Below are 26,462 nucleotides of genomic sequence, written 5' to 3'. Positions count from 1 at the left end.
AGCGCTATTTTTTCAAACTGATTAGAACTGGAGTCACCGTGTTTTTCATTTCCAACGCTTATGCGCAAGCCCCAACCGAAGCCCTGGGCCTCGGCGGCAACCTGACCAGCTTCCTGCCGCTGGTATTGATGTTCGTGGTCATGTATTTCCTGATGATCCGCCCACAGCAAAAACGCGCCAAAGAACAACGGGCGATGATGGACGCGCTGGCCAAGGGTGACGAAGTCGTCACCGCCGGCGGCATGCTGGGCCGTGTTTCCAAGGTAGTGGACGCTTACGTCACCATCGAAGTGGCGGCCGGCACCGAAATCACGGTGCAAAAGAGTTCCATCACCACCTTGCTGCCTAAAGGCACCCTGAAGGCGCTGTAATTCCTCGCTGTCATTGCCTTGGCAATGATAGATCCGGGGCGGCTATCCGCCGCCCCTCGCGACGCCTCCGACGCTCAACACTGAACGCTGAATCACTATGAATCGCTATCCTGCCTGGAAATACATCATCATCGTCGTCGCCTTATTGCTGGGCGCACTCTATACGGCGCCCAACTATTTCGGTGAGTCACCGGCGCTGCAAGTAACCAGCGGCAAGTCGACCGTCAAAGTGACGGGCGAGCTGATGACGCAAGTCGAGCAAATATTGACGAAAGAGAACGTCAAGTCGGAAGGTGTCACCATGGATGGCGCCGGCAATCTCGCCTCCGTGCGCGTGCGTTTTGCCGATCCCGATACCCAGTTCAAGGCAAAACTGGTGCTGGAAAAGGATCTGAACCCCGATTCCACCGATCCCGCGTTCATCGTGACGGTCAACCTGCAAGCCAATACACCGATGTGGATGCAAAAATTGCATGCCTTGCCCATGTTCCTGGGCCTGGATTTGCGCGGTGGCGTGCACTTCCTGATGCAGGTCGATGCGAAAGCCGTACTGAACAAGAAAGTCCAGGGCGTCCAGTCCGCCGCGCGTAGCGTGTTGCGCGACAAGAATATCCGCCACGCCGGCATCGAGCGCGTGGGCGATAGCGTGCAAATCAACTTCCGCGACGCCGAGACGCGCCTGAAGGCAAAAAATGTCCTGTCCGACCAGATGACGGAACTGGCGTTCGCCGATGCGGGCGAAGGCAGTGATTTGAAACTGAACATCACCCTGAAACCGGCGGCCCTGAAGGCAACCATCGACGAAGGCGTAAAACAGAATATCTCCACCCTGTCCAAGCGCGTCAACGAGCTGGGCGTGGCCGAGCCGCTGATCCAGCAGCAAGGTCCTGACCGCATCGTGGTGCAATTGCCTGGTGTGCAGGACGTGGCCCGCGCGAAGGCCATCATCGGCCGCACGGCGACCCTGGAAGTGCGCCTGGTCGATGAAACCATCGTGCCTGGCACCGAACTGTCGAGCGCCATCCCGTTCAACTCGGAACTGTTCACCGTCGGCAAGGGCGTCCCTGTCGTGCTGGCGAAAGACGTGATCCTGACAGGCGACTATATCTCCAGCGCCACGGCCAGCTTCGACCAGAACCAGCAAGCGGCCGTGTCGATCGACCTGAATGGCGACGGCGGACGCAAGATGCGCGAAGCGACGCGCGAACGCGTCGGCAAGCGCATGGCCATCGTGCTGTTTGAAAAAGGCAAGCCGGAAGTGCTGTCGGTTGCGACCATCCAGCAGGAACTCGGTTCGCGCTTCCAGATCACAGGCATGGGCGGCGCGGAAAACGCGAATGAACTGGCGCTGCTGCTGCGCTCGGGCGCCCTGTCCGCACCGATGACCGTCATCGAAGAACGCACGATCGGACCGCAGCTGGGCGCGGAAAACATCGCCAAGGGCTTCCACTCGACCCTGTACGGCTTCATCGCCATCGCCATCTTCATGATCGCCTATTACATGCTGTTCGGCGCCTTCAGCGTACTGGCCTTGGCCACCAACCTGCTGCTGCTGGTCGGCTTGCTGTCGATGATACAGGTGACGCTGACCTTGCCAGGTATCGCCGCTATCGCGCTGGCACTGGGCATGGCGATTGACGCCAACGTGCTGATCAATGAACGTATCCGCGAAGAGCTGCGCGCCGGCAATACGCCGCAAGCGGCGATCGCCGCCGGCTTCGACCGCGCCTGGGCCACGATTCTCGATTCGAACGTGACCACCTTGATTGTCGGCCTGGCGCTGCTGGCCTTTGGCAGCGGCCCGGTGCGCGGCTTCGCTGTTGTGCATTGCCTGGGTATCCTGACCTCGATGTTCTCCTCCGTTTTCGTCTCGCGCGGCGTGGTCAACCTCTGGTATGGCCGCAAGAAAAAGCTGACGACCTTGTCGATCGGCACGGTCTGGGTACCGGGCACGAGCAAATAAGCCAGGGCTCCGACTTACCGAATAGCGTCAACAGCGATAGCGTCCTGCGGCCCAGCCGCCGGACGCACAGAATAGAACTCAGAGGATTTCATGGAATTTTTCCGGATCAAAAAAGATATTCCCTTCATGCGCCATGCGTTGATTTTCAACGTCATTTCGGCCGTGACCTTCATTGCCGCCGTCTTCTTCCTGTTCCACAAGGGCTTGCACCTGTCCGTGGAATTCAAGGGCGGCACCCTGATGGAGGTCAAATACCCGAAAGCGGCCAACCTTGAAGGCATACGCGGCACCCTGATCGGCCTCGGCTATGAAGAGCCGGGCGTGACCAGCTTCGATACGGCGCGCGACGTGATGATACGCCTGCCGGTGGAAAAGGGCGTGACTGCCGCGAATACCTCGCAGCGCGTGTTTGAAACGCTGTGCAAGGCCGAGCAAGGCACGACCAAGGGCATCGATACCGTCACCGACAAGGGCGAGCACGTCATCAAGACCGCCTGCGTGGACCCTGCCGGCAACGAAGCGCTGGTGCTGCAGAAAGTCGAATTCGTCGGCCCGCAAGTGGGCGAGGAACTGACGCAGAACGGCTTGAACGCGCTGGTGATGGTTGTCGTGTTTGTGATGATCTACCTGGCCGTGCGCTTCGAATGGAAATACGCCGTGTCGGCGATTATCGCCAACTTGCATGACGTGGTCATCATCCTGGGCTTCTTTGCCTTCTTCCAGTGGGAATTCTCGCTGACGGTGCTGGCGGCCATCCTGGCGGTGCTCGGTTATTCCGTCAACGAATCGGTGGTGATCTTTGACCGTATCCGCGAAAACTTCCGCAAGCAGCGCAAGGCTTCCGTGCATGAAGTGATCGACAACGCGATCACCAGCACCATTTCGCGTACCATCATCACCCACGGTTCGACCCAGATGATGGTGCTGTCGATGCTGGTCTTCGGCGGCCAGACCCTGCACCACTTCGCGCTGGCGCTGACCATCGGTATCTGCTTTGGTATTTACTCCTCCGTGTTCGTCGCGGCCTCGATCGCCATGTGGCTGGGCGTCAAGCGCGAAGACTTGATCAAGCCGGTCAAGGAAAAAGACGAAACCGACGGCGCCGTGGTGTAAGCGCAGGGTTTTTTGCAGGTCGAATGAAGAACGATCACCGTTTGCGGTGGTCGTTTTTTTTTATGGCGGATGACGATGAAGCGTTTTTTATGGGTAGGTTTGATGGCGGGCATGACGGCGCTGGCCGGCGCCGCCGATTTCAGCCGCACTGGCAGCGATAGCATCGCCATGCGCGGCCCGATCGCCGCCGGCGACGTGGCCAAGCTGCAAGGGTTGGCAGCGCCAGGCACCATGCTGTTGCGCGTCAATAGCGATGCAGGCGACCCGCAGGCGGCCATGCAACTGGGCCGCTATCTGCGCCAGCAGCAATGGCGTCTCACCATCGACACCGTCTGCGCGGGCAGCTGCGCGCTGTACGTCTTCCCGGCCGCGCGCCATGTGCATATCCCCGCCGGTGCCGTGCTGGCGCTGCAGGAATCGGCGTTCCTGCGCGCGCAGGCCGGCCCGGAGCGCATGCGCCGCAGCCTGATCGAGGCGGGCGTGCCTGCCGATGCGCTTGACCGTGAAACGGCGGCGCTGGCGGCCCAATTGGCAGAGACGGCAGCGCTGGAAACGGCGTTTGCCGCGGAGCTGGGCATTGCGCCCGCCTTTTACCGCGATTTCCGGCAAGTGGCAGCGCAGGCCGAGAGCGTGCGCCAGCGCTTTCCCGACCAGGAGGCGGCCGTCTACTGGTGGCCAGCCGCCGCCCGGCTGCAGCGCTGCTACGGCATCGCCGGCGTGCAAGAGGGGACGCGCGCGGCGCGCCTGGCGTCCGACGGCTATCTGTACGTGCCGGCCCTGTCGGCCCTGGTCATGGGCGACCAGGCTTTGCAGGCCTGTCCATGAGCCGCAGCGGCCGCCTGTTCCTGCTGATGGACGCCATGCGCGCCAGGCGCGTGCCCGTCACGGCGGCCCAGCTGGCGCAGCAGCTGGGCGTTTCCGAGCGCACGATTTATCGCGATATCCAGACCCTGGCCGAATTGGGCGCCCCCCTGCAGGGCGAGGCCGGCATCGGTTATGTGCTGCGCCGTGGCGCCTTCTTGCCGCCGCTGATGTTTGGCGCCGATGAACTGGAAGCGCTGGTGCTGGGCGCGCGCTGGGTGCGCCGGCAGGGCGATGCCGGCCTGGCGCAGGCGGCCAGCAATGCCCTGGCGAAGATCGCGGCCGCCTCGCCGCGCGACTTGCGCGACAGCATGGCCGAGACCAGCTTGTGGGTGCCGCTGGGGCGCCCCGCCGATGGCACGCAGCCGGCCGACCGCTACGTGCAGCCCGTGCGCGAGGCCATCCGCTACGAACAGAAGCTCACCCTGGGCTACCAGGATGAGCATGGCAGCGCCACCTCGCGCACGGTGTGGCCGTTTGCCCTGGCGTTTTTCGAAGGCAAGCGCCTGCTGGCCGCGTGGTGCGAGCTGCGCGGCGATTACCGGCATTTCCGCATCGACCGCATCGCCAGCGTGCAGCAGCATGACGAACGCTATCCCACGCGGCGCCATGTGCTGCTGGATGCCTGGCGCAAGGCGCACGAGATTGATCCGGAAAGCTAGCGATCCGGAATCCTGACATCCGCTCCTGACAAAAACTGTCAGTGACGGCGACTACGATGGTGGCTTCTTCACTCACCGGAGCCATCTGCCATGCGCCTGTACCACCACCCCATGTCCTCGAATGCCCGCCGTGCCCTGATGACGGCGATCCACCTCGGCTTGCCGCTGGAACTGGCGGAAGTCGACCTGATGAATGCGGATGACCGCCGCCGTCTGTCCGAGCTGAACCCGAACGGCAAGGTCCCCGTGCTGGCCGATGGCGCTTTCCTGCTGTGGGAATCGTGCGCCATCATGCAATACCTGGCCGAGCAGATGCCGGGCCAGACGATTTATCCGCAGGCGCCGCAAGCCCGCGCCGACGTCAACCGGTGGCTGTTCTGGGCCGTGCAGCACTTCGCGCCCGCCATCAGCGTGCTGGCCTGGGAACGCGCCTGGAAGGGCATGACGGGCAATGGTCCGGCGGATCCGCTGGAGGAGGCGCGCGGCGAGCGCGATCTGCATGAATGCGCCGTGGTGCTGGATGCGCATCTGGCGGGACGCGGCTGGCTCAGCGGAGAAGACGTGACCCTGGCCGATTTCGCCGTGGCCGCGCCGCTCATGTACAGCGAGGCCGTGCGGCTACCGCTGGCGCAGTACCAGCATATCCAGACGTGGTTTGCCCGCGTGCGGCAGCTGCGCGCCTGGCAGGAAACGGACGTGCAGCTATCGCCGGGATAATCTGCGCGCTAAGTGTGCCAGCGCACGGAGCTGGCGCGGCGCACGGCATAAGATAGGGCTGTCTCTTTCAGGACATCCCTAGCTTTGGACTTTACCCGCTTTCGAGCGGGTTTTTTTTGTCCGGTGTTTGAGGGTGGCTTGATAATTTGATACTTGCTGCACATGTGGGGCCTCTCCCACTGCCAGCAGGTACGCCATGTTCATGCCACGCCACCCGAAACCCCTGTTGAGTACCAAGGCGGTTGCCACGCAAGTCGTCCAGCAAAAGCAGGGAATGAAGGCCATGGACAAGCATGTGCTGATCGTCGACACGGTCAAGCCGGCAGCAGCACCGCCAGCGGGCAAGAAGCCTGCTGTTTGATGGACGAGCACCTTCAGCAGCGATGGCACCACATCGTCCCATTCTTGATTTTTTCCCGGACCAGGGGGATGGTCCGGGCGCAGCCATGCAGGGATGCGCAATTACCCAATTCGAAACGGAAGTCATTTTTGAACCTGGTGAAGTATTTAAAATAAAATCCTGGTGATTTTTAAATTTACCATTCTGTGATAATTCGATAGATTTCTTTGGTGGGATTAATGTAGAATTTTCTTTTGATTGTCAAATTTTCAAAGATGTTTTTCGTGACATGAAAAAGAGGTAAATTTCAAATGGCCTGAAAATCAGGATATTTTTCGCATATTTTTTTAAAAAGATATGGTTTGCTTATGCATGAGAACTTTCTTGATTTTTGGATTTCATTTTGATAAATTTTAATATTTTATGCCAATGAAAATAATCATCGTATTGCATTCTGAAAGACAGGGGCAGATGGTTTTGGAATGCGAGGTCACGGTCTGATTTGTAAAGTGCAGCACTCTTGCATAACAAGGTTCAGTTTTGGCTGATTAAAACTATTTTTCGAAAAGCAAATCATCTTGCGTGATCAACCCAGCGCCCCGGCTATCGAGACCAGCCCCGTCCAGCCAGTCCAGCAACTGTTCCGCCAGCAAGCCATCGAGCATCTGGGCAATAAACAATACGGCACCGTATTGCTGGCGCGGCCCGTCAGCCATGTATTCCTGACCTGGCTGTTCCTCGCTATCGCGCTAGCCATCGTCGCTTTCTTCATCTTCTTCAGCACCACGCGCAAGGCGCAGTCGCAGGGCGTGCTGCTGCCGACCAGCGGCGTGATCCGCGTCATGCCGGGCCAGGCGGGCGTCATCGCCGGGGTGCGCGTCAAGGAAGGGCAGGCCGTGCGCGCGGGCGAAGTGCTGTTCGTGCTGTCGGGCGAGCGCAGCAGCGCCAATGCGGGGGCGCCCCAGCAAGTTGTCTCGACCCTGCTGAAAAGCCGGCGCGACAGCTATGACGCGGAATTGCAGCAGTCGCACCTGCAATCGCGCCAGCGCATGGCGGCGGGACAGCGCCGTGCCAGCGACCTGGCGGCGGAAATCGCCCGCATGGACGACCAGATCACGCTACAGCAACGCCGCATTACCTTGGCGGAACAGTCCTACCAGCGCTACGGCGACCTGCACGCCACCCATTACATTTCGTCAGCGCAACTGCAGGATAAGCAAGCCGAGCTGCTGGACCAGCACCAGCGCCTGGCGGAATTGCAGCGCATCAAGTCGGCCAGCCAGCGCGACCTGGCCACCACGGAAGCGGACGTGCGCGACTTGCAGGTGCAAGCCCAGCGCGATACGGAAGGCTTGCAGCGCAATGTCTCCGCCATCGAGCAAGATTTGACGGAGAACGAGGCGCGCCGCGAAATCCTCGTGCGCGCGGCGCAGGATGGCATGGTCACGGCCATCACCACCGAACTGGGGCAAACCGTGGCGGCCAACAGCGTGCTCGCCTCCGTGCTGCCGCAAGGCGCCCAGCTGGAGGCGGAAATCTACGCGCCGTCGCGCTCGGTCGGCTTCATCAAGCCGGGCATGACGGTGTTGCTGCGCTACCAGGCGTATCCGTACCAGAAATTCGGCCAGTATCCGGCGCTGGTGCGCGAAGTGGCCAGCACCTCGCTGCGACCCGAAGAGCTGGCGGTGCCGGGCGCCGTCAGCGGCACGAATGGCGAACCCTTGTACCGCATCCGCTTGAGCTTGCAGCGCCAGAGCGTGCAGGCGTATGGCGAAACCCTGCCCCTGAAGTCGGGCATGCTGGTCGATGCCAGCGTGCTGCTGGAACAGCGCCGCCTGTTTGAATGGGTGCTCGAACCCCTGTTCAGCATTTCCGGGCGCCTGTAAGCCCACCCGCTCTCTTTTCACTTTTTACGTCTGCGCCGCATGCATTTTCCTGATCTCGCCCACCTGTCCTTCTGGCGCAGCCAGCGCCTGCCCGTCCTGCTGCAAACGGAAGCGGCCGAATGCGGCCTGGCCTGTTTGTCCATGGTGGCCAGCTACTGGGGCCACCAGACCGACATTTCCAGCATGCGCCGGCGCTTTTCCGTGTCATTGAAAGGCGTGACTTTAAAAGGGCTGATGGCGATGGCGCAGGGCCTAGCCCTGCATACGCGCCCCTTAAAACTCGACATGCAGCATTTGCCCGAGCTGAAACTGCCCGCCATCCTGCATTGGGATTTGAACCATTTTGTCGTGCTCAAGTCCGTCTCCGGCAGCCATGTGGTGATCCACGACCCGGCCGTGGGCGAGCGCCGCCTGCCGCTGGCGGAAGTGGCGAAACATTTTACGGGCGTGGCGCTGGAGCTGACGCCCACCGCCGAGTTCAAGAAGGCCGAGGAAAAGCAGCAGTTTTCCCTGCTCTCGCTGATGGGGCGCGTGGTGGGCCTGAAGCGCGGCTTGCTGCAATTGCTGGTGCTGGGCCTGGCCTTGCAGGTATGCGCGCTGGTGGCGCCGTTCTACATGCAATGGCTGGTCGATGAGGCCTTGCTGGCCGCCGACCGCGACCTGATCACCGTGCTCGGTTGCGGCTTCCTGTTGCTGGTGCTGGTGCAGACGGCCATCGGCGCCGTGCGTTCCTGGATCACCACGGTGCTGGCCACGAATTTGAATCTGCAATGGCTGGGGAATGCCTTTGCCCATCTGCTCAAGTTGCCGCTGCCGTATTTCGAGAAGCGCCACACGGGCGACATCGTTTCTCGCTTCAATTCCATCCAGACCATGCAGCGTAGCCTGACGACGCAATTTGTCGAGGGCGCCATCGATGGCGTGCTGGTGCTGGCCACCCTGGGCATGATGCTGGTCTACAGCCCGCTGCTGGCGGGCGTGGCCTGCATCGCCGTGCTGCTGTATGTGTTGCTGCGCTGGATCTTGTTCAAGGCCATGCGCGAAGCGACGGCCGAACAGATCATCCATGCAGCCCGGCAGCAGACGCACTTCCTGGAATCCGTGCGCGGCATCCAGAGCATCCGCCTGTTCGGCCGCGCCGCGGAGCGCCGCGCCAGCTGGACCAACGCGCTGGCCGACCAGTTCAATGCCGACCTGCGCATCGCCAAGCTGTCCGTGTCTTACCAGACGGCCAATACTTTGCTGTTCAGCGCCGAGCGGGTGATCGTCATCTGGATGGCGGCGCTGGCCGTGCTGGACAACCGCTTCTCGGTGGGCATGCTGTTCGCGTTCATCAGCTACAAGGACCAGTTCAGCCAGCGCATGGCCAGCCTGGTCGATAAATTATTTGAGCTGCGCATGCTGCGCCTGCATGGCGAGCGCGTGGCCGACATCGTCCTGACCGATGCGGAAACCGATGGCAGCGACGTCGAGGTCGACATGGACGATATCTCGCCATCGATCGAGATCCGCAACCTCACCTTCCGCTATGCCGCCAGCGAACCGAATGTCTTGAGCGGCCTCAATCTGAGCATTCCCGCCGGCCAGTGCATCGCCGTCACGGGCCCGTCCGGCTGCGGCAAGACGACGCTCATGAAGTTGTTGCTGGGTTTGCTGGAACCGACGGAAGGCGAAATCCTCATCGGCGGCATCCAGCTGGGCAGCCTGGGCTTGACGAACTACCGGCAATTGCTGGGCACGGTCATGCAGGAAGACACCTTGTTTGCCGGCTCGATCGCCGACAACATCAGCTTTTTTTCCCCGTCGCCGAACGACCAGCAAATCCAGGTCTGCGCGCACCTGGCCGCCGTGCATGCGGAAATCGCCGCCATGCCGATGGCATTCAATACCCTGGTGGGCGACATTGGCAGCGGCCTGTCCGGTGGCCAGAAACAGCGCATCCTGCTGGCGCGCGCCCTGTATAAGAATCCAAAGCTGCTGGTGCTCGACGAAGCGACCAGCCATCTGGACGTGTGGAACGAGCAAGCTGTCAATGCCGCGATCCAGAAAATCCAGCTCACGCGCGTGATCGTTGCACACCGCCCGGAAACCATCGCCATGGCGCAGCGGGTGGTGATATTACAGCAAGGAGTAATCGTTCAGGATGTGATGCAACAGGTTCAAGAAGCTGCATAGCGTACGCTGCCGGATAAAACATGGGACTGGCATTCCATTATAGTCAAGTACAGCTTACGCTATGTATTGGGATGAAACTGATGTATTTGTTGTGTGTCTTGCTTGCAACGTGAATTTTTTATTGAAAAAATAACATATTCATTGAGATTGATGGCTATTTTTCAGGATGCCAGGTGCGCAGCCACTTCAGCATGGCCTGCTGGGTGGGATCGATGAAAGTCTTGGTCAATATGTCTAATTAAAAAATTTCCAATGAGGATTGAGTGGCCAATATCCTCCAATTTTATATTCTACTTTCTAGATTATATTTAAAAAAGAAAAGTTAAATATTTTTTCATCATTACTTAAAAATATTCTTTTTATGCTACTATTATTCTGCCTTGAGAATACTTCCATGGCATATAACCTTAGACAAAAGGAAATAGAATCATGCAAGAAATGAATATCAGTGAAGTTGAAGCTGTATCTGGTGGCTTGGGTCCTCTTGCTGCATTGGCAGTTGTTTGTGTTGTATTCGCTGTTGCAAAAATGATACTCGATTAATTGGTTTTTTCAAGGGATTCAAGTATGGATCCCTTGAATAGAGAATTTTCTATCCAATAAGTTACATGTTATCCATAGGCTATGGTTTATCTATGGTTCGGATTTTTATATTCAATATCAGATAAGCCACCAAGAATTAACGATGCCAAGAGCTGGTTTGGTAATCTTGTAAAAATGTGATGTGGTAGATGACGCATTGCCAGAGTCATGCATCCCTCATGAAGCAATGAGATGCGCCAGGCGTCGATACGTTCAATGAGCAGGCGTCTACCGTGAGCGCGAGAAATAAGGCTATGCCCGTGAGCTGCATGAGCCAAGTATGGGCAGCCAGATGGGGCAGGAACTCAGCCGGCAGGCATCCGCCATGCCCGCTGAACCATGCCTAGTGCACGAGCACCTTCAGCAGCGACTGCACTTCATCGTCCGATTCTTCCATGATGCTCGACAAGGTCGCATCGTCGCCGATCAGGCAATCGATGCTGCGCGCGGCGCGGGCGGCGCGCACGGCGATGGCGGCCGGGCTTTCGTTGAGGGGCGACGAGACGGGCGCCAGGTCATTCGCCAGCAGCAGGGTATCGCCCAGCGATTCGGGCGGGATGGCGCGCAAGCCTTCCCACAGCGCATCGATGGCGCCCATCACCGCTTCCGGCACCTTCAGTTTAGTCAGGACGCCATGGCCGATCGCTTGTTCGCCATGTTCGACCCAGTCTTCCGGTTCGCCGTCGAGGATGCCGGGGAATTCGGCCGCGCGCGACAGCAGATAAAACCCGCCCACTTCATGCATGATGCCGGCAAACAGGGCCGTATCGGGGTCCACCTTGGTGACGCGGCGGGCCAGTACCTGCGACAGGGCCGCCACGTGGGCCGTATGCTCCCACAACTGGTTGGCCTTCGCTTGCAGCACGGGATCAGTGATGGTGCTGCCCAGCTGGCGCACAATCAGCGATGCCACCACCGACTGCAGGGTACGCACGCCGAGCCGTTGCACGGCGTTGCGCACGCTGGTGATTTCATTGCCGGACCGGTTGAACGCCACGGAATTGGCGATGGCCACCGTGCGCGCGGCCAGCAGCGGGTCAGCCTGCACCAGCTTGGCGGCGGCCTCGATATGGCAGTCGGGATCGGCCAGCGCCTCTTGCAGCTTGAGCGAAGCGTCCACATTGGCAGGAAAGGTCAGCTCGCCACGAGCGGCTTGTGCGGCGATGCTTTTAAAGGCGTCGAGTCTGTTCATTGAAAAAATTATACTCGCAATATTTCCGTACGGAACTTTTTAACCGTGATCTTTTCGCAAACAGCTTGGCAAAAGGCAAGCAAATGCCCCGGAAGCGAAAAAAGGCATGCCCCTGTATCGGTGGCATGCCTTTTTTCTAACGACAGCGTTCGTCACGGCGCTGGACAGGACCATCGCGAGCGGATGGGATTTGTGGCCGAGAAGCGCAACCGTACTTTAGTACGGGGGCGCCGAGCCGGTGAGCATCGCCGGCCGCAAAGCGCACCGCGCAGCAGGTCCTGTTCAGCGCTACTACAGAGCTTCGCTGAAGATGGCGTCACAGCCTTCAACCAGCTCGTCGCTGTCTTCCAGTTCATCCGTCAGGCCCAGGTCGAACAATTCCTCGACGGCGTTCATGAAGCTGTTGTGCTTGGTGGCGCCGATCAGGCGGTAGATTTCGCCGTCTTCGTTGCGCACGCCGATGATCAGTTTTTCCTGGCGCACCAGTTCCGGCGTGCTGGCGTTGAGCAGCAGGTTGCCGATGATGTGTTTATCGAAATGAGCGGGCTTTTTGCCTTCGAGCAGTGTGGTTTTCAACTTGGTTTCCTTTGTCTTGTTTGAATGTCTGTGCTTGGTGTATGGTCAGCCGTGGCCGTTGGCGATGGCGTGCTTCAAGCCCGCCAGGGTGGTTTCCAACCGCATGAAATCGTCTTCGGTATAGCCGTCGAACAGGCGCTGCCCCTGTTTTGTCAGTTTGGGGAACACGTCATGGAACACGTGTTCGCCCTCGCAGCTCAGGCGCACGTAATAGGAACGCTTGTCGCGTGGACAACGTTCGCGGATCACCAGCCCCTTTTGTTCCAGCCGGTCCACCACGCCCGTCAAGGTACCCTTGGTGATCAGGGTTTTCTGGCCCAGTTCCTTGTAGGACATGCCACAGGTGTTGCCGAGCGTGGCGATGATGTCGAATTGCGCATGCGTCAAGCCGTACTGGCGCACGAAGTCGCCAGAAAACCGCTCGAAGCCTTGCATGCATTCGGCCAGCAGCCGGATACTTTTTAAATATCGTTCACCCATGGGGGGGATTATATCCTTCCGCCCCGCTTTTTTCCGCCGCGCCAGGATGTGCCCTTGCATGAGGGGCTCGATGGGGCGGAAGTCCGGTATCATGTGGGCAACTCAGTCCTTGCCCCTGGCCCGCCTCGCCGATGTCCTTCGCTAATCTTTCCCGTATCGGCCTCGACAAACCGCTGCGTTTGCTGCTGGTCCATGCCGGCGATGCCGAGTCGATTACCTGGGCAGGCCTGGTGCAGCCGCTGCGCCTGTGCGCGCGGGCGCTGGGACCGGAAGCCCTGCAGCTGGACGTGCGCACGCCGGAACAGGTGGCCGCGCAGGGCGGCAACTGGCATATCGCACTGCTGGTGGCCGATGAAACGGAGGCGCCGCTGCGCGTCGAGCTGTGCCGGGCCGTGATCGAACGCTGCCGCTCGGCGCCATTCTGGGGCGGCGTGGGCGCTGCCGTGCTGTGGCTGGCCGACGCGGGCGTCATGGATGGCGTGCGCATCGCCTTGCCCTGGGCCTTGTATGCCGATGCGGAAGCGAAGGCCGAAAGGGCCATTTTGACGCCGCATTTGTTCGATATCGACGGTCCGCACGTTACCTGCTGCGGCGGCGCGGCCAGCATTGACTTTTCGCTGACCCTGATCGAGACCATCTTTGGTGCCGACGTGCAGGCGCTCGTCAAGGAGGCGTTGTGCGTGGACAAGGTGCGCGGCAAGGAAGAGCGCCAGCGCGTGGCCCTGCAGGCGCGCTTCGGCGTGCTGCAGCCGAAATTGTCCGAAGCGGTGACCTTGATGGAGGCCAATATCGAAGAACCGCTGTCGACCGACGACATCGCCAGCCTGGTGGGCCTGTCGCGGCGCCAGCTCGAGCGCCTGTTCAAGCAATACCTGGGCAGCCTGCCGTCGCGCTACTACCTGGAGCTGCGCCTGCAGCGCTCGCGGCAATTATTGCTTGATACACATTATTCCATCGTGCAAGTTGGCCTGATGTGCGGCTTTTCCTCCGGTTCGCACTTTTCCACGGCTTTCGGTACCCTGTTTGGCAATACCCCCCGCGAAGAGCGGCAACGCAAGCTGATGCCGCCGGCCTAGCGCCGCGTCAAGGCAGCTGTGATGAATTGTGAAAATCCTTGTCGCAGATTCAAAAGAGTTTTAGCATCCCGCTTTTTATAATGCAGTACACACGTAGCTGTCGTAGCTGCGGAGTACCTAACATATTGATGGGGAAATGCTATGAATGCCAAGCTTGATTCGACCGTAACGGCTCGTCCAGTCACCCGGGAAACCTTTGACCAGGTCCTCGTTCCTACCTACGCCCCTGCTGCCATGGTGCCCGTGCGCGGTTCCGGCCTGGATCTGTGGGACCAGTCAGGCAAGCATTACCTCGATTTCACTTCCGGCATCGCCGTCAACAGCCTGGGTCATTGCCATCCGGCCCTGGTCGACGTGCTGACCAAGCAAATCAATAATTTGTGGCATTTGGGCAACGGCTACACCAACGAGCCTGTCCTGCGCCTGGCGCTGGCCCTGACGGAAGCGACCTTCGCCGACCGCGCCTTCTTCTGCAACTCCGGCGCGGAAGCCAACGAAGCGGCCCTGAAACTGGCGCGCAAGTATGCGCACACCAAGTTTGGCGCGCACAAGTCGCGCATCATCTCGTGCTTCAGCTCCTTCCACGGCCGCACCCTGTTTACGGTCTCCGTCGGCGGCCAGGCCAAGTACACGGAAGGCTTCGAGCCGCTGCCGCCATCGATCGACCACATCGCCTACAACGACATCGAAGCGGCGCGCGCCGCCATCGGCGATGACGTGTGCGCCGTGATCGTCGAGCCGGTACAAGGCGAAGGCGGCGTGGTGCCAGGCAATCCGGAATTCCTCAAGGAGCTGCGCGCCCTGTGCGACAAGACGGGCGCCCTGCTGATTTTCGACGAAGTCCAGAGCGGCATGGGCCGCACTGGCGCGTTGTTCGCCTACATGGGCTACGGCGTCACGCCGGACATCCTGACGGCCGCCAAGGCGCTGGGCAACGGCTACCCGATCGGCGCCATGCTGACCACGAATGAACTGGCGCAAACCCTGGCCGTCGGCACCCACGGCACCACCTACGGCGGCAACCCGCTGGCCGCCACCGTGGCCCTGACCGTGCTGGAAACGATCAACACGCCGGCGTTCCTGGCGCGCGTGAAAGAAGCGAGCGTCAACACCATCGCCATGCTGCAAGGCTTGATCACGGATTACCCGCAAGTGTTCTCCGTCGTGCGCGGCAGCGGTTTGCTGCTGGGCCTGGTAGTCAGCGATGCCTTCAAGGGCCGCGCGAAAGACATCCAGAAAGCGGCCGAAGCGCAAGGCTTGATGGTGCTGATCGCCGGCGTGGACGTGGTGCGCCTGGCACCGGCCCTGATCGTCTCGGACGAACAGATCGCCGAAGCGGGCCGTCTACTGCGCGTCGCCATCGACGGCATGCTGAAAGCCTGAGGCTAGCCTCGCTCCCTGTTTGATCACCGGCCCGCCGCTTTGCTGCGGGCCGGCTTGGTTCTACCCGGGTTTTCAGCCCATGTATCGTCAGCATTGAAGGAGTACCCATGTATGTTGTCCGTCCGGTAGAAATTGCGGATATTGCAGCCCTCGAAGCGCTGGCCGCGGTAACCATGCCGGGTGTCCATACCCTGCCGAAGACGCGCGAAAAAATCGCCGCCTCCGTCGAGCGCTCCATCGCCTCGTTTGCCGCCCATGTCGACATCCCCAGCGAAGAATCGTATCTCTTCGTGCTTGAATCCCTGCTCGACAAGAGCATCGCCGGCACGGCCGCCATCTTTGCCTCGGCCGGCTCGAACGGCACCTATTTTTCCTTTCGCAACGACGTCATCCAGCAAGTCTCGCGCGACCTGAACATCAGCCACAGCGTGCATGCGCTGACCCTGTGCTCGGAGTTGACGGCGTATTCGCAGCTGTCCGGTTTCTATGTGCGCAACATGGAGCAGGCGGGCCTGGAAGCGGCCTTGCTGTCGCGCGCGCGGCTGCTGTTTGCCGTGCTGGCGCCGCACCGTTTCGGCGACCGCTTCTTCGTGCCGCTGGCCGGCATCACGGACGCCAACGGCCAGTCGCCGTTCTGGGATGCGCTGGGCCGCAAATTCTTCCAGATGGATTTCCTCGATGCCGAAAAAGTCATCGGCGGCGCGCGTAACCGCACCCTGATCGTCGAACTGATGCCGCATTACCCCGTGTACGTGCCGCTGCTGCCCGGCGACGCGCAGGCGGCCATGGGCCAGATCCACCCGAGCGGCGAACTGGCTTTCAATTTGCTGACGGAAGAAGGCTTTGAAGCCGACGATTACATCGACATCTTCGATGGCGGCCCGATCCTGCAGGCGCACAAGCATGCGCTGCGCTCGTTTACGGGTTCGCTCACGCGCCGCGTCGTCGCAGGCGTCACGCCCAGCCGCACGGGCCTGAAAGTGCATTACGCGGTCGCATCGGGCGCGGAGCGCAACTTCCGCGCCGTCACCTTTACCTGCGATGCGCTCGAAGCGCAGGACACCGTCGGCTTGCCGCCAGAGCTGCTCGAGGCGCTGGCCGTGGCCGAAGGCGACAGCGTCATTTGCGTGCGCATTTAACCGAGAGAACATTATGCTAGTAGTACGCGCCATCAACGCTTCTGACCTGGACGCCCTGTACGGCTTGGCCAGCCAGGTCGGCACCGGCATGACCACCCTCAAGCCGGACATGAAAATGCTGGGCGACCGCCTGGCCATCGCCTGCGCCTCGTTCGCCGAAACCATCCCGCCCGAAAAGCGCGACTACATGTTCGTCATGGAGGATACGGATACAGGCCGCCTGGCCGGCGTGTGCGCCATCAAGGGCGCCGTGGGCCTGGAAGAACCGTTCTATAACTACCGCATCGGCACCCTGGTCCATTCCAGTCGCGAACTCGACGTGTTTACGCGCATGGAAACCTTGTACCTGTCGAACGACCTGACGGGCAGCACGGAACTGTGCTCGCTGTTTTTGCACCCCGATTACCGCAGCGGCAACAACGGCAAGCTGCTGTCGAAAAGCCGCTTCCTCTTCATCGCCCAGTTCCCGCACCTGTTCACGGAAAAACTGATCGCGGAGATGCGCGGCTACCAGGCGCCGGACGGCAGCTCGCCGTTCTACGAGGGCCTGGGGCGCCACTTCTTCAAGATGGATTTCCACCACGTCGACGACTTGACGAGCCTCGGTAAAAAATCCTTCATCGCCGAGCTGATGCCCCGCCAGCCCATGTACGTGGCCTACCTGCCCGACGAAGCGCAGGAAGTCATCGGCAAGGTGCATCTGAGCACGGCGCCCGCGCGCCGCCTGCTGGAGCAGGAAGGCTTGCACTTCGAAGGCTATGTCGACATTTTCGACGCCGGTCCCGTGCTGCAGGCGCGCGTGTCCGAGTTGCGCGCCATGCGCGACAGCATGCCGGCCGTGCTCGACGCCGAGGCCGCGCCTGAAGTGTGCGGCGACGCCGTCCAGGCCGAGCCTTACCTGGTATCGAACACCGACCTGAAAGATTTCCGCATGATCGTCACCAGCGCCAATCCGCACAGCGGCAAGATCGCGCTGGACAACGATGAACTGCATTTGCTGCGCTGCCATCACGGCGACACCGTGCGCACCTTGTCACTCAACCCGAGGAAGCATTCCCATGTCTAACGTATTTAATTCGTCTACCGCAGCATCGAACTTCATCAACGGCACCTGGCTGCCAGGCACGGGCCGCGAACTGCTCACCATCGACCCGTCGAACGGCAAGCAGACCTGGGCCAGCCTGGAAGCGACGGAAAACGAAGTGGAGCAGGCTTGCCAGGCCGCCCGCGCCGCCTTTGAAGCATGGGCCGATACGCCCGTCGAAGAACGCATCGCCATCTGCGTGCGCTTCCGCGAGCTGCTGAAGGAGCACGCCGAAGCGCTGGCGCTGCTGATCTCGGAAGAAGTGGGCAAACCGCTGTGGGAATCGCGCACGGAAGTGGCCACCATGGCCAACAAGATCGATATCTCGGTGCAGTCGTACAACGCGCGCACGGGCATCACGCAAAGCAAGATCGCCGACGGCGACGCCGTGCTGCGCCACCGTCCGCATGGCGTGTTCGGCGTGTTCGGCCCGTACAATTTCCCCGGCCACCTGCCGAACGGGCACATCGTGCCGGCCCTGATCGCCGGTAACACCATCGTCTTCAAGCCCAGCGAATATGCGCCGCGCACGGCCATCAAAACCGTGCAGCTGTGGCAGCAGGCGGGCTTGCCGGATGGCGTCGTCAACCTCGTCAACGGCGGGCGCGACACGGGCGTGGCCCTGGGTGCCAATGCGCACCTTGACGGTGTGCTGTTTACGGGTTCCTGCCAGACGGGCATCAGCCTGCACCGCCAGTTCGGCGGCCAGCCGGGCAAGATGCTGGCGCTGGAAATGGGCGGCAACAACGCCCTCGTCGTGTGGGACGTGAAGGACGTGGACGCGGCCGTGCACCACGCGATTTTCTCCGCCTTTGTCTCCGCCGGCCAGCGCTGCACCTGCGCGCGCCGCCTGGTGGTGCAGGACAACGCTGCCGGTGCCGCGTTTGTCACGCGCCTGGTGGAAGTGGCCGCGAAACTGGGCATCGGCGCGTCCGACGCCCAGCCGCAGCCCTTCATGGGTCCAGTGGTGTCCAGTGCCGTGGCCGCGCGCCTGGTGCAGGCGCAGGCGGATATGGTCGCCAGGGGCGGCACCACCTTGCTGCAGATGCGCCAGCTCAATCCGCAGGCGGGTTTTGTCACGGCAGGTATCGTCGACGTCACCGATGCCGCCGGCATCCCCGACGAAGAATGGTTCGGTCCACTGCTGCAGGTGATCCGCGTGGCCGATTTCGATGCGGCCCTGAAGGTGGCCAACGCCACCGAATTTGGCCTGGCCGCGGCGCTCTTGTCCGACGATCCGGCCCTGTGGCAAACTTTTCAAACGCGCGCTCGCGCCGGCATCATCAACTGGAACCGTCCCACGACGGGAGCGGCCAGCACGGCGCCGTTCGGCGGCATCGGCAAGTCGGGCAACCACCGTCCGAGCGCGTATTACGCGGCCGATTACTGCGCCTACCCGGTCGCTTCGATCGAGAACAGCGCGCTGGAAATGCCAGCCAAGCTGTCGCCCGGCCTGAATTTTTAAGGAAATCCCATGCACAGCACGCGCGAATACAACTTTGACGGCCTGGTCGGGCCATCGCATAATTATGCCGGACTATCGTTCGGCAACGTGGCCTCGTTCAGCAATGTGAAAAGCGCTTCGAATCCGAAGCAGGCTGCCTTGCAGGGCCTGGCCAAGATGCGCGCCCTTGCCGCGCGTGGCTTTGCGCAAGCCTTGCTGCCGCCGCAGGAGCGGCCGAATTTCCGCCTGTTGCGCTCCATCGGTTTCACGGGCACGGATGCCGAAGTGCTGGCGCGCGCCTACAAGGAGTCGCCCGTCATCCTGGCCTGCGCATATTCCGCCTCGCCCATGTGGACGGCGAATGCCGCCACGGTCAGTCCGTCGGCCGACACGCAGGATGGCCGCGTGCATTTCACGGCCGCCAACCTGAATAACAAGCTGCACCGCGCCTTCGAGCACGCGCAGTCGGCGCGCAGCCTGCGCGCCATTTTCAGCGATGACAAGCACTTCGCCGTGCACGAGGCGCTGCCCTCGACGCCGGCCTTTGGCGACGAGGGCGCGGCCAACCATACGCGTCTGGGCGCAAGCCACGGTGCGCCATCGGTTGAACTGTTTGTGTATGGTCGCGTGGAGTTCGACCCATCGGCGCCGTCGCCGAAGCGCTATCCGGCGCGCCAGACCTTGGAAGCGTCGCAAGCCGTGGCGCGCCTGCATGGCCTGGACACCAAACGCACCGTGTACGTGCAGCAGAATCCTGACGTGATCGACCAGGGCGTGTTCCATAACGACGTCATCGCCGTCGGCAATGGCAATGTGCTGTTCTATCACGAGCAGGCGTTTGCCGATGAAGAGGCAAGCCTGTCGCAGCTGCACCGCGCCGTCGCCGCCACGGGGGCCGATTTGCAGGCGCTGCGCGTGGACACGGGCCAGGTGCCGATCGCGGACGCCGTCAGCAGCTATCTGTTCAACAGCCAGCTATTGACGAAAGAGGGCGGCAAGATGGCGCTGGTGATACCGCAGGAGTGCCAGGAAAACTGCGCCGTGTCGCGCTACCTGGACGGCCTGGTGGCCAGCGGTGGAGCCATCGATGAACTGATACATTTCGATCTGCGCCAGAGCATGCGCAACGGCGGCGGGCCCGCCTGCCTGCGTTTGCGCGTGGCCCTGACGGAAGCCGAGGCGCGCGCCATGCACCAGGGCGTGATCATGACGGAAACGCTGTACCATCGGCTGGTGCAGTGGGTGGAAAAACACTACCGCGACCATCTGGAGCCGGGCGACCTGGCCGATCCGCAGCTGGCGCTGGAAGTGCATGCGGCGCTTGAAGAATTGACGATCATCCTCAACTTACCGGGATTGTACGACTTGTAGGCGATAGAAAATACCCAGAAAAAATCCGAGACAGACTATCCGTAGCACAGACAGAATTGGACGGGCGACCCCCGTCTCTTGACACCGCTGCCGCCCAGCCACAAGCCCGAACGACAGCGTTGGACATTCACATTACCGTAATGGAGATGCAAGATGAATCACACGCCACAAGATTTGCGTACACAAACGCTGGAGTTGATTAACGCGGCTGGCAAGGCAGGCAAGGCGGCAGCGCCTGTCGTGCAACTGGTGCAGGCATGGCTCGACTCGCTCGACGCCGAAGACCTGGCCGACATCGCGCCGGACAGTCTGGCGCCCGTGCTGGTCGACGGCTTCACGCAAGCGGCCAAACGTACCGGCAATGGCTGCCAGATCGCCACCCTGCGCTATGCGGATGGCCGTGGCGGCATGGCGAGCGCCTTGCTGATCCTGAACGAAGACATGCCCTATCTGGTCGACTCCATCGTCATGGCCATGCGCCGCCAGCACCTGGCCGTGCGCGGTGTGATGAACACCGTGCTGCCCGTGCGCCGCGCCGCCGACGGCAGCGTGGAAGCGGTGCGCCAGCCGGGCGACCCGCTCGAATCGTATGTGCTGGTGCTGCTCGACGAAGAGCTGGCGCCGGAAGCTCTGGCCGCGCTGGTCGCCGCCCTGGAGACGGTCGCGCGTGACGCCGCGGTGGTGCGCCGCGATAGCGCCGCCATGAGCGAGCGCCTGGCCGCCGTCGCCACGACTGCCGCCCAGCATGGCGAAGAAGGCGCGGAAGTGGCCGCCTTCCTGGAATGGGCACGTAGCGGCGGCTTTGAAGTGTTCGGCTACGCCTACTACCGCGTCAAGCCGGGCGTGCGCGAACTCGAACGCGACATCCCGAGCCGCGTCGGCGTGCTGCAGGATACGGCGCACCCCGTCTACGGCACCTGCCTGGCGAATATCCCGGGCGACTTCGACACCCTGGCCAAGCGCGACTCGGCGCTGTCCATCGTCAAGGCTGACGTGGCAGGCACTTTGCATCGCGACCAGCAGCTGGACTTCATCGGCGTGCGCGACATGGATGCGCAAGGCGCGATCCTGGGCGAGCATTGCTTCGTCGGCCTGTTCACCCGCGCCGGCAATTCCACTCCGCTGGCGGCACTGCCATTTGCGCGCGGCCGCGTGGCCAAGGTATTGAGCCTGGCCGGCGTGCGCCAGCAAGGCTTCCGTGCCGAGAAATTCCGCGAAATCCTCGAATCCCTGCCGCGCACGGAAGCGCTGGAAGCGGACCTCGACTGGCTGGCGCAAGTGTGCGGCGCCGTCGTCTCGCTGTACAAGCAGCCGCGCACCAAGGTCTTCGCGCGCCGCGACGTGTATGCGCGCCACCTGAACGTGCTGGTCTACCTGCCGCGTGAGCGCTACAGCGCCAGCGTGGCATCGAGCCTGGCAAAAGCCCTGCAAGCAAGTTCCGGCGCCACGCATGTGAGCACGCAGACCCTGGTGGCCGACGGCCCGCTGGCGCGCGTCTACCTGATCGCCCACGCTGCGCGCTACCCGCTGGACCTGGAAACGGATATCGAACAGCCGTTGCTGGGCGTGCTCGATGGCTGGCATAACGGCTTTGCGGCCGTGGCCGACGCCGTGCCCGACGTGGCACTGCGCACCAGCCTGCGTAAACTCTGCGCTACTTTGCCGCTCGATTACGTGGCCGCCACCGCGCCCGCCATCGCCTTCCGCGACCTCGACACCATCCTGCGCAATACCGACCCGGCGCACGTGGCCGTGCGCATCGAGACCGGTGCCGTTACCACCATTCGTTTGTACTCGGCCAACAAGGTGCCGCCGCTGTCGACCATCCTGCCGGCCCTGCATAATGCGGGCGTGGCGATCGACCGCGAACAGGCGTATTCGGTTTCGCTGTCCGACGGCACGCGCTATTTCGTCACCAGCCTGACGGTCGATGCCGCCAGCGCGGCGAAACTGGCGCAGCCATCCGTCGTCGCTGTGGCGCAGGAATTGTTTGCCGCCCTGTTCAACGACACGGCCGAAGATGGCCGCCTGAACGGCCTGGTCATCGAAGGCGGCTTGTCGACGCGTGAAGTGCAACTGGTGCGCGCCTACACCAGCTACTGGCGCCAGACGGGCAGCCGCTTCTCGGTGCGCTACATTGCCGAAAGCCTGCGCAAGCAGCCGGCCCAGGTCAAAGCCCTGGTCGACGCTTTCCTGCAGCGCTTCGATCCTGCGCTGTCCGACGCGCAGCATGCGGCCGCCCTGGAGGCCATCGCTATCATCAAGGCCGGCCTGCCCTCCGTGAACCATGCGGACACCGAGGAAATCCTCGGCGCGCTGGCCGACTTGATCAGCGCCACGCTGCGCACCAGCTACTTCCAGAACAATCAAGCCGGCGACAAGATCATCTTCAAGTTCGACACCAGCAGCCTGGCGCTGGTGCCGGAACCGCGTCCTTACCGCGAGATTTTCGTCTTCTCGCGCCGCTTCGAAGGCGTGCACCTGCGCGGCGGCCCTGTCGCCCGTGGCGGCTTGCGCTGGTCCGACCGCATGGAAGACTACCGCACCGAAGTGCTGGGCCTGGTCAAGGCGCAGATGGTGAAAAACGCCGTCATCGTGCCGGCTGGCGCGAAGGGTGGTTTTGTCTGCAAGATGATGCCGAAGGATGCCGTGCGCGAAACCATCGCGGCCGAAGGCGAAGCCGTCTACCGTCTGTTCATTTCCAGCCTGCTGGAAGTGACGGACAACCGCTCGCTGGGCAATATCGTGCCGCCAGTCGACACCGTGTGCTTCGACGACGCCGACCCGTATCTGGTGGTGGCCGCCGACAAGGGCACGGCCACGTTCTCGGACATCGCCAACGGCATCGCCGTGCAGCGCGGTTTCTGGCTGGGCGACGCGTTCGCTTCGGGCGGTTCGAACGGCTACGACCACAAGAAACTGGGCATCACGGCCAAGGGCGCATTCGAAGCCGTGAAGCGCCACTTCTATGAAATGGACCACGACCTGAATACCACCCCGATCACCATGGTCGGCGTGGGCGACATGTCGGGCGACGTGTTCGGCAATGGCGTGCTGCTGTCGCGCCAGCTGAAGCTGGTGGCCGCGTTCGACCACCGTCACATCTTCCTCGACCCGACACCGGACGTCGCCGTCTCGTTCGATGAACGCGCGCGCCTGTTCGCCTTGCCGCGCTCCTCGTGGGACGACTACAACAAGGACTTGATCTCGGCAGGCGGCGGCGTGTATCCGCGCTCCGCCCGCACGATCGAACTGTCGCCGCAAATCCGCGCCGCACTCGATATCGCCGAAACCTCGCTGCCGCCGGAAGAACTGATGCACCGCATCCTGAAGTCGCCCGTGGACCTGTTCTACAACGGCGGCATCGGTACCTACATCAAGGCTTCCACCGAGACGCACGCACAGGTGAAGGACCGCGCGAATGACCATATCCGCGTCAGCGGCAATGAGCTGCGCGTGAAAGTCGTGGCCGAAGGCGGCAACCTGGGTGCGACGCAGGCCGGCCGCATCGAATTCGCGCTGGCGGGCGGACGCATCTTTACCGATGCGATCGACAACTCGGCCGGCGTGGATTGCTCGGACCATGAAGTGAACGTGAAAATCTGGCTGGACGTGGAAGTCAATGCGGGCAAGCTGACGGAAGCGGACCGCAATCGCGAGCTGTATGCGATGACGGACGACGTCGAGCGCCTGGTCTTGCGCGACAACACGCAGCAGACGCATTTGCTGGTGCGCGAATTGCAGGCGCAAAGCGAAAGCGCCGTGCAGGATGGCTATGCCGCGCTGATCGCCAGCCTGGAAGAAGAGGGCGCCCTGTCGCGCGAACTGGAGCAACTGCCGTCGGTGGCCGAACTGGCGCGTCGCAAGGCCGACGGCCGTGGCTTGACCACGCCGGAACTGGCCGTGGTGATCGCCAACGTGAAGAACCGCTTCAAGCGCATCCTCTCAAGCCTGCCGTTGACCGGTGAAACCTGGGCCGAGCCAGTCCTGAAACCGTACTTCCCATCCTTGCTGGTGGAAACCCGTTCGGCGCTCGACCACCCGCTGGCCAATGCCATCCTGGCGACCGTGCTGGCCAATGAAGTGATCAACCGCTGCGGTCCGCTGATGATCCGCAACCTGGCGGCGGAACACGGCGTGGACGAGTCCAGCGTGATCCTGGCCTGGGGCCAGGCTTGGGTGGCGCTGAACCTGGCGCCCGTGTTCGACGCGCTCGATGCGGACGCGCTGACGATCCCACGCGACGTGTCGATCAAGGTCGACGCGCAAACGCGCGTGCTGCAGCAAACGATGATCGCCGGCGTGCTGTCGGTGCCTGCCGAACAGTTGCGTGGCGCCGGCCTGGCCGAACTCACGCGCCTGTTTGGCGCGGAATCGAAGCGCGACCTGCTGAAAGCCGTTGGCATCAAGTCGGAAGCCGCACTGGTGCCGGGCTTGACACCAGCCTTCGTGCAGGCGTGGGATGCGGTCGATGCGCTGGAAGTCGTCGCCGGCTTCCTGTTCCCGGCCCTGTCCGTGCCGCGTCCTGCCTCGATGGACCTGGCGGCCTTCCTGCAAGTGGGCCTGGCCCTGCGCAGCCAGGCGGGTATCGGCACGCTGGAGCGTGGCTTGAAGCTGGCCGCGCAAGGCAAGTCGCAGGAGCAGTTGCGCAACTACGCGCAGCAAGCCCTGCGCCGCACGCAACAGCGTCTGCTGACGCAGGTGCTGGCGCGCGCCGAGCAAGGCAATGCAGGCCAGGCCGTCGATGCCGTGACGGGCGCGCTGGGCCTGTCGGCCTATGTGGCGGCGACGGAACTGGAGCAAGCCATGCTGGACGTGTGGACCTTGTCGGAAGCCGTGAATAAAATCACGGCGAAACCCACAGCGGAAGCGGCGGTGTAATGACGCAAGCAGTAACGCAGGTAGTAACCCAGGTAGTAGCGGGCGCTGGCGGCTTGCCGCCAGCCGTGCAGGCGCTGGCGCAGGCCGATTTCAGCGGCGTGGCGCAGCTGTTCGCCAACGCCGGTTTCACGGTGGCCTTGCCGGCGCCCGGCATGCTGCAAGTCGTCAAGCCGCAGGCCGATGCGGGGCGCGCCAGCGTGGCCGTCTCGGTGGGCGTGCATGGCGACGAAACGGGGCCGATCGAAGTGCTGGCGCATCTGCTCGACGCCCTGTCGCGCGATGCGTCGGCGCTGGCCGTCGACCTGCTCGTTTGCGTGGGCAATGTCGATGCGATCCGGGCCGGCAAGCGTTTCATCGACGCCGACCTGAATCGCATGTTCCGTCCCGTGCGGGGGAGTTTGGCGCAAGCGGCGGAAAGCGCGCGCGCCGATGAAATGATCGCTGCGACAGCAGCGTTCTTTGACGCGGCGGGCCCCGTGCGCTGGCACCTGGACTTGCACACAGCCATCCGGCCTTCCGTGTACCCCACGTTTGCCATCGTGCCCGACCTGGTGGCCGACGACGCCAAGGCACAGCTGATCGACTGGCTGGGCCAGGCGGCCATCGGCGCCATCATCATGAACCCGCAGTCGGCCGGCACCTACAGTTATTACTCGGCTGAGCATTTCGGCGCGGCTGCCAGCACGGTGGAGCTGGGCCGCGTGGGTACCCTGGGGCAGAACGATTTGTCCCTGTTCGACGATGTGTCGCGGGCGCTCGATGGCTTGCTGCGCGGCTTGCCTGCGCAGCCCGTCAAGGCGCAACCGCACGTGTTCAAGGTGGCGCAGGAAATCATCAAGCACAGCGATGAATTCCGCATGGCGTTTGATCGCAGCACGCAGAATTTCACCTCCCTGCCGCAGCACGCCGTGATCGCCAGCGATGGCGACCATGTCTACACGGTGCAGCATGCGGAAGAGCTGGTGGTGTTTCCGAACCCGGACGTGCGCGTGGGCTTGCGCGCGGGCTTGATGGTGGTGCGTACTTCCTGATCTTTCAGTCATGCATAGCATCAGGCGCCAGCCGGGGAAACCCGCCTGGCGCTTTTTTTGCCAAAAAGATGCCGCACAGAAATAATTATCCATTAAGCAATCAATTGGTTTAAAATATTTTCCCTTTTGCAATTT

At 62.0% G+C, this 26,462-nt stretch carries 21 protein-coding genes; 18 read left to right on the top strand and 3 right to left on the bottom strand.

The features are described 5' to 3' along the window. Positions 1 to 38 precede the first annotated feature (38 nt). The 10 genes from yajC (at position 39) to O3299_RS19130 (ending at position 10,631) form a co-directional block, all read left to right on the top strand. Complete coding sequence (gene yajC, locus O3299_RS19175) at positions 39 to 371, top strand: preprotein translocase subunit YajC (protein ID WP_077408845.1); 333 nt, start codon at positions 39 to 41, stop codon at positions 369 to 371. Between the two features lie 97 nt (positions 372 to 468). Continuing rightward, complete coding sequence (gene secD / locus O3299_RS19170; protein ID WP_099666209.1) at positions 469 to 2,334, top strand: protein translocase subunit SecD; 1,866 nt, start codon at positions 469 to 471, stop codon at positions 2,332 to 2,334. Positions 2,335 to 2,424: 90 nt separating this feature from the next. Continuing rightward, a complete protein-coding gene (gene secF, locus O3299_RS19165; RefSeq protein WP_099666210.1) occupies positions 2,425 to 3,447 on the top strand; it encodes a protein translocase subunit SecF in 1,023 nt (340 codons plus the stop codon). Positions 3,448 to 3,522: 75 nt separating this feature from the next. Then, positions 3,523 to 4,272 (top strand): hypothetical protein, encoded by a 750-nt coding sequence (locus tag O3299_RS19160; RefSeq protein WP_305062915.1) that lies wholly within the window; start codon positions 3,523 to 3,525, stop codon positions 4,270 to 4,272. Beyond that, positions 4,269 to 4,970, top strand: coding sequence for a YafY family protein (locus tag O3299_RS19155; protein WP_180278668.1), 702 nt, complete (start codon positions 4,269 to 4,271; stop codon positions 4,968 to 4,970). The genes O3299_RS19160 and O3299_RS19155 overlap by 4 nt, the downstream gene beginning before the upstream one ends. Positions 4,971 to 5,060: 90 nt before the next feature. Further along, positions 5,061 to 5,687 carry a glutathione S-transferase family protein gene (locus tag O3299_RS19150; RefSeq protein WP_305054237.1) on the top strand — a complete coding sequence of 209 codons (627 nt, stop codon included), beginning with the start codon at positions 5,061 to 5,063 and terminating at the stop codon, positions 5,685 to 5,687. 196 nt (positions 5,688 to 5,883) lie between these two features. Continuing rightward, positions 5,884 to 6,048 carry a hypothetical protein gene (locus O3299_RS19145; RefSeq protein WP_305054236.1) on the top strand — a complete coding sequence of 55 codons (165 nt, stop codon included), beginning with the start codon at positions 5,884 to 5,886 and terminating at the stop codon, positions 6,046 to 6,048. A gap of 557 nt (positions 6,049 to 6,605) precedes the next feature. Then, the gene (locus tag O3299_RS19140) at positions 6,606 to 7,913 is read left to right on the top strand and encodes an HlyD family secretion protein (protein WP_305054235.1); all 1,308 of its coding nucleotides are present in this window, start codon (positions 6,606 to 6,608) and stop codon (positions 7,911 to 7,913) included. Positions 7,914 to 7,952: 39 nt separating this feature from the next. After that, positions 7,953 to 10,088, top strand: a complete 2,136-nt coding sequence (locus O3299_RS19135; protein WP_305054234.1) for a peptidase domain-containing ABC transporter — start codon at positions 7,953 to 7,955, stop codon at positions 10,086 to 10,088. A gap of 429 nt (positions 10,089 to 10,517) precedes the next feature. Further along, on the top strand, positions 10,518 to 10,631 hold the full coding sequence (locus O3299_RS19130; protein WP_143451431.1) for a class IIb bacteriocin, lactobin A/cerein 7B family: 114 nt from the start codon (positions 10,518 to 10,520) through the stop codon (positions 10,629 to 10,631). Between the two features lie 382 nt (positions 10,632 to 11,013). Here O3299_RS19130 and O3299_RS19125 read toward each other — a convergent pair whose 3' ends face one another. From O3299_RS19125 to O3299_RS19115, 3 genes are all read right to left on the bottom strand, one after another. Next, entirely contained in the window at positions 11,014 to 11,862 is an 849-nt protein-coding gene (locus O3299_RS19125) for an HDOD domain-containing protein (RefSeq protein ID WP_046684532.1), read from the bottom strand. 291 nt (positions 11,863 to 12,153) lie between these two features. Beyond that, a complete protein-coding gene (locus tag O3299_RS19120; protein ID WP_070220679.1) occupies positions 12,154 to 12,438 on the bottom strand; it encodes a hypothetical protein in 285 nt (94 codons plus the stop codon). 45 nt (positions 12,439 to 12,483) lie between these two features. Beyond that, positions 12,484 to 12,918 carry a MarR family transcriptional regulator gene (locus O3299_RS19115; protein ID WP_180278670.1) on the bottom strand — a complete coding sequence of 145 codons (435 nt, stop codon included), beginning with the start codon at positions 12,916 to 12,918 and terminating at the stop codon, positions 12,484 to 12,486. A 131-nt stretch (positions 12,919 to 13,049) separates the two neighbouring features. On the opposite strand from O3299_RS19115, the gene O3299_RS19110 reads away from it, so the two are divergent. The 8 genes from O3299_RS19110 (at position 13,050) to O3299_RS19075 (ending at position 26,327) form a co-directional block, all read left to right on the top strand. Beyond that, positions 13,050 to 13,994 (top strand): GlxA family transcriptional regulator, encoded by a 945-nt coding sequence (locus O3299_RS19110; RefSeq protein ID WP_099666215.1) that lies wholly within the window; start codon positions 13,050 to 13,052, stop codon positions 13,992 to 13,994. A 141-nt stretch (positions 13,995 to 14,135) separates the two neighbouring features. Further along, the gene (gene astC, locus O3299_RS19105; RefSeq protein ID WP_305054233.1) at positions 14,136 to 15,377 is read left to right on the top strand and encodes an acetylornithine/succinylornithine family transaminase; all 1,242 of its coding nucleotides are present in this window, start codon (positions 14,136 to 14,138) and stop codon (positions 15,375 to 15,377) included. A gap of 107 nt (positions 15,378 to 15,484) precedes the next feature. Continuing rightward, entirely contained in the window at positions 15,485 to 16,516 is a 1,032-nt protein-coding gene (locus tag O3299_RS19100; protein WP_099376231.1) for an arginine N-succinyltransferase, read from the top strand. 13 nt (positions 16,517 to 16,529) lie between these two features. Next, a complete protein-coding gene (astA, locus tag O3299_RS19095) occupies positions 16,530 to 17,582 on the top strand; it encodes an arginine N-succinyltransferase (protein ID WP_305054232.1) in 1,053 nt (350 codons plus the stop codon). Next, the gene (astD, locus tag O3299_RS19090; RefSeq protein ID WP_305054231.1) at positions 17,575 to 19,065 is read left to right on the top strand and encodes a succinylglutamate-semialdehyde dehydrogenase; all 1,491 of its coding nucleotides are present in this window, start codon (positions 17,575 to 17,577) and stop codon (positions 19,063 to 19,065) included. The genes astA and astD overlap by 8 nt, the downstream gene beginning before the upstream one ends. A gap of 9 nt (positions 19,066 to 19,074) precedes the next feature. Further along, a complete protein-coding gene (gene astB, locus O3299_RS19085) occupies positions 19,075 to 20,415 on the top strand; it encodes an N-succinylarginine dihydrolase (protein ID WP_305054230.1) in 1,341 nt (446 codons plus the stop codon). Positions 20,416 to 20,568: 153 nt separating this feature from the next. Next, a complete protein-coding gene (locus tag O3299_RS19080; RefSeq protein WP_305054229.1) occupies positions 20,569 to 25,296 on the top strand; it encodes an NAD-glutamate dehydrogenase domain-containing protein in 4,728 nt (1,575 codons plus the stop codon). Beyond that, entirely contained in the window at positions 25,296 to 26,327 is a 1,032-nt protein-coding gene (locus tag O3299_RS19075; protein ID WP_289917799.1) for a succinylglutamate desuccinylase, read from the top strand. The genes O3299_RS19080 and O3299_RS19075 overlap by 1 nt, the downstream gene beginning before the upstream one ends. Positions 26,328 to 26,462 lie beyond the last annotated feature (135 nt).

The organism is Janthinobacterium sp. SUN176 (assembly GCF_030587335.1).
Lineage (GTDB): Bacteria > Pseudomonadota > Gammaproteobacteria > Burkholderiales > Burkholderiaceae_D > Janthinobacterium > Janthinobacterium kumbetense.
Note: the sequence above shows the minus strand (reverse complement) of the source record. Positions and strands in the feature narration are given on the sequence as shown.